Source organism: cyanobacterium endosymbiont of Epithemia turgida isolate EtSB Lake Yunoko, assembly GCF_000829235.1.
Taxonomy (GTDB): Bacteria; Cyanobacteriota; Cyanobacteriia; order Cyanobacteriales; family Microcystaceae; genus Rippkaea.
Map to the genome: position 1 here is coordinate 183,452 of NZ_AP012549.1, position 12,551 is coordinate 196,002.

Consider the following 12,551-nt stretch of genomic DNA (forward strand, 5'->3'; position numbering starts at 1 on the left):
GCTACTACAATTCCTATGAAATAGCCCCACAATAGTCCCTAAACTAACATTTTGTACTAATTTCAAAACAGTAGAGTTTTTTCCACTTCAGGGGGAATAATCAACTGCAAAGGATCTATTTGGGGGTTAACAGATTCTATCTGCACCTTTTGGAAAGTGTTTAAGAGATGAGTTAAGACTATTGTTAGTTATAGTTAATTTTTGCTGCCAATGATCATAAATATTGCGTACAACAATAGATATTTTGTATATTTCGTGCTGAATACTTTATATTTCTTTGCGAATATCTATCTTAATCGCTCGTAAAACCTCAATTTAATTTATGGTCTCAATAAGTTACTAATGAAAGGAAAAACGTAAGTTACTAAGAGATATTCTCGAATGATATGAATTAATATTTTGGCTTTCCAAAGCTTTTGAAGCTTCCTGTCGTAAAAGTTTCATTAAATTAATTTTTATGTTTCTAAGTAATCTCAATTATTAGACAAAAGTCTAATAATTGAGATTACTTAGAAAGTTGAATGTCCAGTATCTGAAGTTTATGTATAAGATCTTGATAATAGGAGTAATCACTCAATATACTGACTTTAATCATCTCTTAAAGAGATTATTTTCGATAATTTTCTAAAAAATTGTATAATACATTATTTTTTGTGATTTTTATTTATTTATTGTAATCTAAACTCCTTAACCAGTTAAATTATCGAGAAAGCTTTTGGTATTTTTATTGAAGCTCTATCAAATAAGATTGCTGGCACAACCGTTGTAGTTGCTGTTGATTTTAACTTACTGCCTAACGTAATTTAAAAATTTGCTCAGTTACAAACTTTATTCCTTATTTAACCCAAATATTTTTGTATTTATTGTCTTAATCGATATAGGATTAAGCTAAATGAGCTAAGACAAATTTTTTGAGTATCCTCATGTTGCAAAGTCACCTCCATCATGTTCTTCATTTTTAAGGGTTTAATGATCAGAGAAGCTTTTTTCCTTGAACTAGACTGTGATACCCTAGGGCAGGATTTTCCCAAGTAATTTATGAAATAATTAGTCTCAATGTACCATAACTTGATTTTTTAAAACTTTAATTTTTATCTTTAAATCAATTGGTGTTTTAGGGTAATTTTTTTAGTGTTAAAAGTTTATAAAAATATTTGAAAATGCCCTCTATAAATAAGAGCTTATTTCATCAATTAAATGGCTACTGTTATTATAATCGCTAAAATTAGGGAAACAATTAATGTTTAATCGTATCCTTAAATATACTACTAATCGTCCTATTTTTTATCTCAATTGAGCGCTTAATTCTCTTTTCTAAATAAAAATCTCTTCAGTTATCTTTATCTCCTCAGGGAATAATTAAATTTTTATTACTATCGTTTGTACATAAGAGATTTCCTCACAATACACTCACATTTCACATTAATATAAAACACAATATTCAGTTCAGGCGTTTGCTCCAATGATTATAATCATTGGAGCAAACGATTTAGTCTATCATAGTAAATAGACTCCTAAAAATAACCTATGCTTTCTTGATTGTCATTAAGTCAATCTATACTTAATGAATATTGTCTATATAAATTCATGGACAAGAAACAAAGAATATACAGATGATGATAATTTCATGTTGTCAATCGCAAAGATTGAGAGAAATAGATGTTTGCAGAAATAATTACTTTTTGCAGTCCCCAAATCTGTTTTTGAATTAATGTTAAACAATTAAAGAATTAAGCTCTTTGGCAAGGTGGATGGCACACTCCAGAAAAAATAGATTATCAAGAAGCATACATAGAGATTTCGTCAATAAGTAGCATAAATTTTAACTATGGTTCATAATAATTTTTAACATCTTCTCCCCTAATATCTTTGGTTGTTCTATCATAGACATATGACCACAATTAGACAGTTCAATAACATTACTCCCCTGACCCTCAAAAAGAGGATGAAAACTAGCTAAATAGCGAACATATTTAGTTTCCATTACCGTGTCTTTGTCCCCAGCCAAAAAATAAACAGGTTGTTGTAAACGAGATACTATCTGGGGGAGTAAGTGAACCTTAGTTTCTGTTGTAGAATCAAGTAAAAATCCCAACGCAGCTTGAGTATCTGCTTTAAGCAAATCTAGGACCCGTTGTCGTCCCCAACGTCGTTCTAAAGAACAAGCCATTATAAGTCGAGAGAAAAGTACATCAATTAGAGCCACAGAGAGTAGCCAGCTTGGTCGGCGCCTGATTAACCGTTCTCCGACTGAGCGGAATTGTTCGAATTCTTCCTTGAGATAAATTCCGCCTCCTGAATTCAGGCAAATAACTCCCTGAACAGTTTCAGGACAAACATCAGCCCCCCACAAAGCAATACTACCCCCCAAAGAATGGCCTATAAGCCAAGCTTTCTTAATAGCCAATTTTTGTAGTAGAACACTTAAGTCTTGAGCATAAGCCCCTAAACCGTAAGGAGAGATGTTATTAGTTGAACTGGGATTGGCTCGTTGAAATGAAGTTCTCCAGTTGATTACTTTGTCTTGATTTAAAGCTTCTCGAACTTGCTGAGAGTCACCAAACCCTCGGAGATCATAAATTAGACAAGGATAGTTAGGTGTTAATTGTTCAATTAACGGAAGCCAGTATTGACGACTCAATAACCATCCATGAATAAAAATAAGTACAGGGGTAGATGCTTGAAAAGACGTGGATGTTAGCTCATAGGCGTGAGGAACTCCCAAAATGTCGATAGTTGGCATATATTTATCCTAACCTGATAAGAAGGCTTTTTAGTCGATATAATGATTTAAGGAAAACCTTGCAATTTGGTGTCTACTTAAAACCCACCCAAATAGCCTAAATACAGTATAAATTAAATAAAACATCAAAGCTTAGCCGTGTCGGCATGGTCTTTTGGAAACGATTGTTTAGTAACCCTTCTGATTCAGTCACCTCTGCTCTAACTTCGAAATTCAACGGAGAACCCCTAGACATAAAAGGCGAGACAAACAGTCAACGGCGCATTTTCTTAAGTACCGAACGAGATATTAATCTCTACGAACTCGAAGAATTATGTAATGCTGTTGGCTGGGCGCGTCGTCCCCTACGGAAGGTTAAGCAAGCCTTACATCATAGTTTTATCGTAGTCTCTATGTGGGAAGTTGAGAAAAATCAGAGGCGTTTGGTTGGATTTGCCCGTGCAACTTCCGATCACGCTTTTAACGCTACGGTTTGGGACGTGGTCGTCCACCCAAGTTGCCAAAATAAAGGACTTGGGAAAGCTTTAATCAAATATATGATTCATAAACTTAGGAATAAGAATATTAGTAATATTACTCTGTTTGCTGATCCTCAGGTAATAGATTTTTATCGTCGTCTGGGATTTGTTTTAGAGCCTGAAGGCATCAAAGGGATGTTTTGGTACCCCAATTAGACATCTCCAAAAATTAAGATGCAACCCTGATGATATAAAAGTTTTAGGTTAATCTTTGACAAAGGTGTATTGATGATTTGTGAGTATTTAGGCTACAATAAATAAGTAAGCGCGATACGGGATGTAGCGCAGCTTGGTAGCGCGCCTGCTTTGGGAGCAGGATGTCGCAGGTTCGAATCCTGTCATCCCGACTTTAACTGGATTACCCACAACTTTACTGCCTTTGATGTTTCATCAGCTCTATGAGTATGAGTTTGTTATGATGAGATAAAATTGCGTAGGAACTTGGTTTTAGCGAATTTCGTCCGACTCCAAGTAAAGGTCTGGTCACGTATCGAAAAAATTCTGAATCTTAACTACCTCAGGTAGTAAAATTACTATGAAAACAATAGATTTGTAAGAGATAAATTTTCTAAACTTAAACTTGTGCCCAAAAAATTAGTTCATTTTTGTCGGCTATTAAGTATAAATAAAGTCAATCATAGTCATAGAATGTGAGGTTAACTTCTTATGAAATCATTCATCCGTAGCAGTATTACTCTAGGATTAGCTAGAAGTTCTGTTATGATTTATTCTTTGTTAAATTATGATTTGAGTGTTTTGGCATTAACTCCAGAACAAATTGTACAGAAACTTAATCAAGTGCCTGTATTTACTATTGGCAACAGTAAAGAAATATTATTGTCTACTGACAATAATAAAAAAACATTTGTCACTTATCTGAGTCATCAGGATGCTCAGCAGGTTGTTGAGCAAATTACTAAAGACAATCCTCAAAGTCAGCTAGAAGTAATTACTATTCCTTTAGGTAAGGTTTATGAATTACTAAAAAGCAAGGAAAAAAGTCAATCCCAAGAACCTCCTGATTTATTTACTTTTATTCCTTTAAAAAAACAACTTCCATCAGCTTTATCAATTCTTAAACAAGAAGATCCTAGTGCTAAAGATTTTCCTGGAATTCCTTTATTTTACGGAATGATCAAGGTCAATGAACAAGAGACTTTTTTGTCTGTAAAAGACGGAGAGAAAAATTTTACTCCTTTTTATTTTGAAAGAGAGTCTCTACAGAAATTAATTGAAAATATCAGACTACAACAACCTAAATTTGCTTCATCTATAGAAGTCAAAGTAACTCCATTAGGTGGAATTGTTTCAGCCTTTGAAAGTGACGATAAAAAACAAGAAGACTTCATAAAAAGTGTAGTACTTGTTCCTTCACAAGAGTCAGCAAAAAAGTTACTAGAAACATTCAAACAAAATCAGTAAGTAAAGTAGGAAATTCAGGATGGAAAAGCTAGTAATGTCATCAATTTATTGACATAAAAAATGATTTTTCATCAAATGTTAAAAAATATTAAATTCTTATAAAAATATGAAAACTTTGATTCGTTGGGGTGCCACTCTAGGATTAGTTGCTAGTACAATTTTATGTTCTGGCTTGTATCAGTCGCGTTCAGCTTTTGCCTTGCCTCAAGAAGAAATTTTTAAGTTACTCCGTGGAATTCCCGTTTTCATGTTGGTAAACGATAAAAATGTCCCGTTGGGAGGTAAAATAGATGAACAAACAATGTTTACTAACGTTTTTATGAGCAAACAGAATGCTCATGAATTTTTGATCCAACTTAAAAAAGATAAACCCTCTATTGCTGATCAATATAAAGTAGAACTTATCTCTTTAGGTGCAATTTATGAGGTTTCTCAAAAGAATTCTAATGAATCCCAACGATTGGCACTTCAATATATTCCCACTAAAACTGAAGTTGAGTCTGCTAAGCCTATTCTAAGTGAAGATGGAAAGGAATATAGAGGAGGTGTTCCCTTATACATACTTAAAGGAGGACCTGAACAAAATTATTTAACAATCAAACAAGATGGGGAAACTATTATTCCTATATTTTTTGAAAACCAGACAATTCAACAAGTTATTAATAACCTAAAACAACAGGAATCTGACCAAGCTACTAATCTCAAAATAGAAGTAATTTTACTGGGAAATTTAATTGGTACTTTGGAAAAAGAAGATAATGAGTTTTTTCGAAAAATTCGGTTATGGCCATCTCAGGAAATGATGAAAATCATCCAAGAAAATCGCCAAAATTAACAACGCTAATGGAAAATTTAACAGAAGATAGTCAAAGAACTGCTGTATCGGGATCGGACCTAGAAACTTGGCGAAGTTGGGCTATAAGTGAATCAATCGCCGCCAATGTCCTTCCTCAAGAAGTAGACTGGGTACTTCAGGAAGTAGCAGAGTTAGATCGACTTTCATTGAAGTTAGAGTTATTTCGGCAGCGATCAAAAATTTACCTAAAATTTCCCCTATCTTACTTAGAGCAATTATGGCGGCATCGTCTCAAAGATAGGGTTCCTATTCAATATCTTGTAGGTGTAACTCCTTGGCGTAATTTTTTACTGAAAGTTGCTCCTGGAGTTTTTATTCCTCGCCCTGAAACCGAGTTGATCATTGATTTAGCTGTTCAAGCAGTTCAGAAGAGTTCCATTCTTAACTTAAACTCAGGACATTGGGTGGACTTGGGGACTGGTAGTGGAGCAATTTCAATTGGATTAGGTATTATATTTCCCAAAGCAAAAATCCATGCTGTTGACTATAGTGAAGTCGCCCTAGCTATTGCTAAAGAAAATGCTAAAAACTTAGGACTCTCTTCAAAAATTCAATTTCATGAAGGATCATGGTGGACTCCCCTAGAAAATTTGAAAGGTAAAATTAGTGGGTTGGTCTCTAATCCCCCTTATATTCCCACAGAAATACTGTCTCAACTCCAACCAGAAGTCAAATACCATGAACCATATTTAGCTTTAGATGGAGGTAAAGACGGTTTAGAGGCAATTCGCTATCTAGTAGATAGTGCTCCTAATTATCTTCAGTCTGGGGGAATTTGGTTGATTGAAATGATGGCCGGACAGGGAAAAAATGTAGCTCAATTGTTAGAAAATTCTTCTAATTATCATTCAATCAAAATATTGTCAGATCTAGCAGGAATTCAACGTTTTGCTTTAGCTTATCGTACTTAATTAAACTGTTTGATTAATGCTTCTCTATCCAAAATTGTTTGTATTTTTACCCGAATTAATTGATAAGCAATACTTTCCCCAATAACTTGATAATCAGATGATTTTAAGGCTAACTGTTCAAAATATTTAGGTTTAGCTACTATCAAGATAGTTGATGACATATTTTGCTGATTAGCTTGCTCGTTAAAATAGTCAATTACTCTACCATTATAGATATCAGTTTCAGTAATAGAATCAACGGTTTGTTGAGTGTAATAAGTTATACTCGGACGCATAAAACCAATAAAAACTAATTTTTCTCCTGGCTTCTGTTCTTGTTTTACCAAGGTTCCAAGTTCTCTCAGAGGAAGTTGCCGTTGACTGTCAACAATTGGAGCAATAGGAAGTGCAACCCAACTAAAAAAAGCCATAAAACCTAATAAATTTGCTGCCCAAATCCAGCGTCGATGATGTTTCCAGAACAGTAAAATTAAAATACCTAAAGTGGAAAATGACAAGATAATTCCACTATGGATGGGTACACCTGATTCCTTTAATAACTCGCTAAACTGGGGCATCATTGGATCGTAACCAATAAGTTTAGGGCTGATGAAACTTGCAACAGCTAATCCACTTAAAATTCCTATATTAGCTAATCCACTAAGCCAAAATAAAATTATCCAAAATCCTGACGATTTTTCTCCTTTTGTTGCCATTTGTTCGCTCCAAAACAGTGTAATCATAATGGCTGCAGCTGGTATTAAAGGAAGAACATAACCTGCTAATTTAGTGACTGAACTAGAAAAAAATGAAAATATAACAACAAACCAAACTAAAGCGAATAAACCTAGGTGGTTTGAACGATGGGAAGAAACCCAAAATCTCCGTTTCCAAAAACGTAAACGAGCAATAGCTAATGGTAAGAAAATTGACCAAGGAAGTAATCCAACTAAGACCACAAAAAAATAATAATACCATGCCCCAGGATGGCGACTAACAACACTAGTAAATCTTTGTATATTGTGCAATCCAAAAAAAGTATTAATATATTCTTGACCGTATTTTAAAGTAATAAGAACAAACCAAGGAACAGTAATAGCAACAAAGCTCCCAATTCCCAATAACCAAGGAGTCTCTTTTATCACTTCACCTAAGCGATTAACAAATAACAGAAATACAATGACGATAATCCCTGGGAGAACAATTGCTACAGGACCTTTAGCTAAAACACCTAAAGCCATAAATACCCAATATCCCACATACCACCAATTTGTAGAAAATAATTTTAATTGCTTAGTAGAATCTTTTAGGGGATGAGCATAACCAATAAAAAATGACAGTAATGCTAATCCAATATTACTAGATAAAAACATATCAGAAACCGCTGTTCTTCCCCATGCAATCCAAAAAGGATTAAAAGCAACAATAGCTGCTCCTAAATTAGCTGAAAACCAGGATTTACAAGAATCGGGTCTTATTTTCTCTTCTATGGAGGAGTGGAAAGGTTTAAGGCTAGAAAATCCAAAATTGTGTAAACTATAAAAACTCAAACCTACTAAAGCAATCGCAAATAAAGCCGAAGGAAAACGAGCCGCCCATTCACTCACTCCAAATAGTTTAAAAGATAACGAAACTAGCCAATAGGTCAAAGGCGGTTTATCAAAGCGAGTTTCGCTATTCCAATAAGGAGTTAACCAATCTCCTGTTATGTGCATATGACGGGATGCTTCAACAAACATAGGTTCTGTTTTATCAATCAACCCAATAGTTCCTAAATCCCATAAAAAAGCGATCCAGCTAATTAGTACCAGCCATAAAACAGAAAAGAGCCATAGTATTTTGGGGGATTTTTTTAAAAAGTTATATTTGCTTATAATTTGTTTATGTGCGTCTATTTTATCCATAATAATATCCAATTTAAATATTTTTAATAACTGAAATAACTAGAAATTACGATATTTTGTGTCAATAGTTTTCAAAAGAAAAATAGATAAAGTAAAGGCTAGATAGCCAACGCAAAAACCGGCAATAATATCTGTTGCCCAATGAACTTGTAAATAAAGACTCGCCCAACCCATAAAACAAATCAAAATAATTGATATGCTATAGAAGTAAACAGTTAGTTTAGGAAACTTGAATGAAATCAAATAAGAAATGTATAAATACAGCATAAAGTTACCAGAAATGTGACCACTAGGGTAACTGTTTCCCTGAACATCTATTAATCCTGGAGCGGGACGAATTCGATCAAATAAAGGCTTTAAAAACTTATCAGTTAAAATAAGAATTCCCAGAGAAGAAATTGCTAAAACTTGGGCTTCCTTTAAATAACGTTTCCAGAATAAAAAACTTAAACTGCCTAAAACAAAAAAAATAACAATTTCAGCTTCTCCCGAAATATAAGAGAATCGTGCAAATTCCAATAAACCAGGTTGACAAAAGTGGCGAACCCATCGTATAAAAGTTTCATCCCAAGCATCAAGATTTCCCCGAACAACTTCTTGATTCAGCCATAATAATAGTAATAAGACAATCACAAATGATGTTAAAGTCTTATTTGTTATTACTTGGCCAATCTTTTCCATCACACTCTTTCTTAGCTTTAGCTTCATATCTAGTTAGATGTTAAAATTTAAGTAAGTATCACCATATAATAACACTCGGATTTATAAACGGCTTTACTCTGACTTAATCTGGGATAATTAGGATCCTTTCTGAGAACTAATCATCAATAATCCTATAAAAATCAGTTATTTTAAAGATAAGTTAAAAAAAATAAACATCTGACTCATCGGGTAAAAATTATTACTATCATTGGTTCTGTAGGCAATTTTTAAACAAATAGTTAATGACCGAATAAATGTAACGAGGTTTAACTTTTTACCTGTAAGCAATGAAACTCGCACTTTTATGAGATCTCTATTATGTGATCTTTTCTGAAAGATTGGAAACTTCTATCAATTTACTATTAATACTTACAGTGTCTCAAAATTCAGGTGTAACAAATTTTGGTGGATAAATTCTCTTCGACCAAGAGAAGTTATTCCCTCTTGTTGATAAATAAAGTAATCAAGCGAATACCGCCTTAATTACTTTGAACTTATGGTCAAAATCTTGCTATTCAATCAAATATTAAGGTTAATATTTAAAGAAATTCAAAAACAGTGGGTTATCTACAAAATTGCTGAAAAAACTAACCTATTAAATCTTGATTCATGTATTATTTCCATAATAGACCGAGACAAAAAAGAGTTTAGATTCAACTTATTTTAATAAATTCACTTATCATCTCTAAATTTTACTGAAAATAAATAATATTTGTATATTAACGAAATTGAATTAGTGTTTCGATTATTACAAAAATCAAGAAACACTAATCAGTAAATAATTTTAGAATAGATTATAGAAGACTATGATAGTGTTATATTGACAAGGAGAGATTTAGGAGTAAAAATAATTTATTAACTAATTCCCGTGCTAAAAAAATAGACTGTTCAGTTATGTAATTATAAAAGAATGCCCGCCATTACCGCTACCTAAATACTAGACAGCACATTTCATAACTTCTATCGGACTCGTGCTTAAACTATTAATTTTGCTGATGTTAAAGACTGTATCATTTTCACTAAAGTGGTAAAAATTCTAGCTGCAATTACCCTCTTTGAAAGGTATTAAATTTTTTAAGACACTTCTCTAGACAAGATTAATGATACCGAAGCCTAAAATTGCGCTCTTATTATTTTCAATAAATCTTCAACTTACGGCATACCGTCACCCTTACAGGATAAAATAATCCCTTTTTATTAGTTTTAAGAAATTATCTTCATTGGTCCATAATTATTATTATTTTCTATGAAAAAGTTTATTAACGTCTTGATTTGATTTAGGAACTGATTTTTGCTTAATTAAAGAGGAGGTATATTTTTTTACAATATTAGTTAGTCAAACAAACTTAAATTTATTTTATTTGAGACAATTTAACTTTAAACCAGGAAAGCTAGAATAGCTTTTACATTTTAGTAATACTATTAATTAATAAGTAAAACAATAAATAAGATTAAATAAATCTAAAACATTAAAATGATTAAAAAGAGCAAATACGCCAATGTTTCTGAGAATCAATTCTTAAGTTTTCTTGATACAAATAACCGTATTAGGTGTATAAAGATGTTCTCTAAAAGTTTAGTTACCAATCGAGCTAAAAATCAATAAAAATAGGGTATGTATTCAACTAAGGAACTCGATAAAAGTTTTCAATCTCTACTTTTCATCAACTCTCTAATATTCGATATTAATTTATTGAAGAATTTTAATGTCTAATGTTTTTAGGGACAAATTTTTATTTTTTTTAAACGAATAACTGTATCAAAAGTACAAGGAGGTTCTTTAAGAGATTTAGTCACCAGTCGAGCTAAAGAATCAATAAAAATAGGGTGGGTATTTAACGCAGGCACTCGATAAAAGTTTTTAATCCCTGCTTTTTTAGCAATTTCTCGATATTCAATATCAATTTCTTGAAGAGTTTCAATATGTTCTGAAACAAAACTGATAGGAACTACTAATAAGTCTTTGACTCCTTTTTTCCCTAATTCTTTTAAAGAATCTTCTGTGTAAGGTTTGAGCCATTCTATCGGACCAACTCGACTTTGATAAGCCAGAGTGAAATCATTTGGCCGATTGAGGGTTTTCATGATTAAGTGAGTACAAGCTTCAATTTCTGCTTGATAGGGATCTCCGGCTTTGTCAACATAACTTTGAGGGACTCCATGAGCACTGAAGAAAATATGGATATGACAAGGATTTTCACATTTATCTAATTCTTGAGTAATTAAATCGGCCATCGCTGTTAAATAATCAGGATGATCATACCATGAGGCAATCAAAGTATAGTTAATTTGTGTAAGATTACTATCAGATTGCCACATTTTTTCAAGCACTTGAAAGCTGGATCCACTGGTGCTGATGGAATATTGAGGATACAAAGGAAAAATGACTAAACGCTCTATTCTGTCTCGTTTGATGTGATTGATTGCCTCTTCAGTAAAGGGGTGCCAATAACGCATCCCAATATAAATTTGAGCATCTTGACCAATTTCTGCTAATTTTTTCCCGAGAGCTTTTCCTTGAGCTTCAGTAATTCTTCTCAAAGGGGAACCTCCTCCAATTTTTTCATAATTTTTCTTAGATTTTTCACTTCTTAGTAGAGAAATTAACCAAGCTAAGGGCTTTTGTAACCAAGGGAAAGGTAATCGAATGATTTCTGGGTCAGAAAATAGATTGAACAAAAAGGGGCGAACATCTTGTAACTGTTCCGGACCCCCTAAATTTAGTAATAAAACCCCGACGCGATCCATAATTTTATGTAGATAAATAACATTTTCGGATTCTTTGTTAAGTTTAACAATATATAGGCTCAATATTGAGATTTCAATGACAAAATATTCATAATCTAGTGAGTTACATAAGTTAGGGGGTAACGAGTTGGTCACAATTTTAAAGACCTGGAGTCATCAATATTCTTGGTTGCATAACACTATTTCCCGTTTAGTATCCCTAAGTGTCGAAGGTGAAAGGAAGTTTTTTTACCTTACCATTGAAAATGTTCCTCTGAAGTCTGATACTAAGATTTTAGATTTATGTTATGGCGGAGGTAAAGCCACTAACTTTTTTTCTACTAAAACAACCAGACTTAACGTTTTATTAACTCCTCTTTATCAAACAGTTAAAGCAGTTTTTGAGGCTAATTATTTTGGCGAGCGAGCTAAACAAATGCCTTTTGCTCAATTTAAATTTGGTTGAGTTAATACCAGATTTGCTTTTATTGTTCTCCACAAAATGTAAGCCAAGCAGCTTGAAGAAATTTTTAAAAGTTTATCAGGTTCTTAACACTGAAAGTTTTGTTGCTGTAACTGACTTACATAAGCCGACTAACCGTTTCGTTTATTTTGTCCATCTCTAACTATTTTTATATGAATAGTGAATATTTGAAATGAAGACAGCCTAAAAGTTACTCAACACTTACTTAGTGACAAAGTTAACTTCAGTAGTTTTTCGAGCTTATCAACAACGACTTTATGGAGGAGGAAGTTTGCAAGTAATTCAAGTTAAGAAATAAGATTGAA

The 12,551-nt window shown here is 32.9% G+C and carries 8 protein-coding genes, 1 tRNA gene and 1 pseudogene; 6 read left to right on the forward strand and 4 right to left on the reverse strand.

From position 1 onward, the window contains the following. Positions 1–1,822 precede the first annotated feature (1,822 nt). Positions 1,823–2,743: an alpha/beta fold hydrolase gene (locus ETSB_RS00520; RefSeq protein WP_044105638.1), complete on the reverse strand. Its 921-nt coding sequence runs from the start codon at positions 2,741–2,743 to the stop codon at positions 1,823–1,825. Between the two features lie 146 nt (positions 2,744–2,889). Here ETSB_RS00520 and ETSB_RS00525 point away from each other — a divergent pair, with 146 nt between their 5' ends. The 5 genes from ETSB_RS00525 to prmC all read left to right on the forward strand — a co-directional run bounded on the left by ETSB_RS00525 (position 2,890) and on the right by prmC (position 6,450). Beyond that, a complete protein-coding gene (locus tag ETSB_RS00525; protein WP_044105639.1) occupies positions 2,890–3,417 on the forward strand; it encodes a GNAT family N-acetyltransferase in 528 nt (175 codons plus the stop codon). Between the two features lie 117 nt (positions 3,418–3,534). After that, positions 3,535–3,608: transfer RNA gene (locus ETSB_RS00530), tRNA-Pro, on the forward strand. Between the two features lie 319 nt (positions 3,609–3,927). Further along, on the forward strand, positions 3,928–4,683 hold the full coding sequence (locus tag ETSB_RS00535; RefSeq protein ID WP_044105640.1) for a Tic22 family protein: 756 nt from the start codon (positions 3,928–3,930) through the stop codon (positions 4,681–4,683). Positions 4,684–4,789: 106 nt separating this feature from the next. Beyond that, the gene (locus tag ETSB_RS00540) at positions 4,790–5,518 is read left to right on the forward strand and encodes a Tic22 family protein (RefSeq protein ID WP_044105642.1); all 729 of its coding nucleotides are present in this window, start codon (positions 4,790–4,792) and stop codon (positions 5,516–5,518) included. 8 nt (positions 5,519–5,526) lie between these two features. Continuing rightward, on the forward strand, positions 5,527–6,450 hold the full coding sequence (gene prmC / locus ETSB_RS00545; RefSeq protein WP_044105644.1) for a peptide chain release factor N(5)-glutamine methyltransferase: 924 nt from the start codon (positions 5,527–5,529) through the stop codon (positions 6,448–6,450). Here the strand turns inward: prmC and ETSB_RS00550 are convergent. The 3 genes and pseudogenes from ETSB_RS00550 to hemH all read right to left on the reverse strand — a co-directional run. After that, a complete protein-coding gene (locus ETSB_RS00550; protein ID WP_044105645.1) occupies positions 6,447–8,333 on the reverse strand; it encodes an ArnT family glycosyltransferase in 1,887 nt (628 codons plus the stop codon). The genes prmC and ETSB_RS00550 overlap by 4 nt on opposite strands. A 39-nt stretch (positions 8,334–8,372) precedes the next feature. Further along, positions 8,373–9,014, reverse strand: coding sequence for a phosphatase PAP2 family protein (locus tag ETSB_RS00555; RefSeq protein WP_232509823.1), 642 nt, complete (start codon positions 9,012–9,014; stop codon positions 8,373–8,375). A gap of 1,758 nt (positions 9,015–10,772) precedes the next feature. Further along, positions 10,773–11,783: pseudogene (gene hemH / locus ETSB_RS00560) on the reverse strand (ferrochelatase); the annotation flags it as partial. A gap of 127 nt (positions 11,784–11,910) precedes the next feature. On the opposite strand from hemH, the gene ETSB_RS09055 reads away from it, so the two are divergent. After that, positions 11,911–12,228, forward strand: a complete 318-nt coding sequence (locus tag ETSB_RS09055) for a hypothetical protein (RefSeq protein ID WP_052470599.1) — start codon at positions 11,911–11,913, stop codon at positions 12,226–12,228. The last annotated feature ends 323 nt before the right edge of the window (positions 12,229–12,551 follow it).

Coding starts and splice junctions, on each gene's coding strand:
- ETSB_RS00550 (WP_044105645.1), bottom strand. CDS start 8,333: ATGGATAAAATAGACGCACATAAACAAATTATAAGCAAATATAACTTT.
- ETSB_RS00520 (WP_044105638.1), bottom strand. CDS start 2,743: ATGCCAACTATCGACATTTTGGGAGTTCCTCACGCCTATGAGCTAACA.
- ETSB_RS00540 (WP_044105642.1), top strand. CDS start 4,790: ATGAAAACTTTGATTCGTTGGGGTGCCACTCTAGGATTAGTTGCTAGT.
- ETSB_RS00555 (WP_232509823.1), bottom strand. CDS start 9,014: ATGGAAAAGATTGGCCAAGTAATAACAAATAAGACTTTAACATCATTT.
- prmC (WP_044105644.1), top strand. CDS start 5,527: ATGGAAAATTTAACAGAAGATAGTCAAAGAACTGCTGTATCGGGATCG.
- ETSB_RS00535 (WP_044105640.1), top strand. CDS start 3,928: ATGAAATCATTCATCCGTAGCAGTATTACTCTAGGATTAGCTAGAAGT.
- ETSB_RS00525 (WP_044105639.1), top strand. CDS start 2,890: ATGGTCTTTTGGAAACGATTGTTTAGTAACCCTTCTGATTCAGTCACC.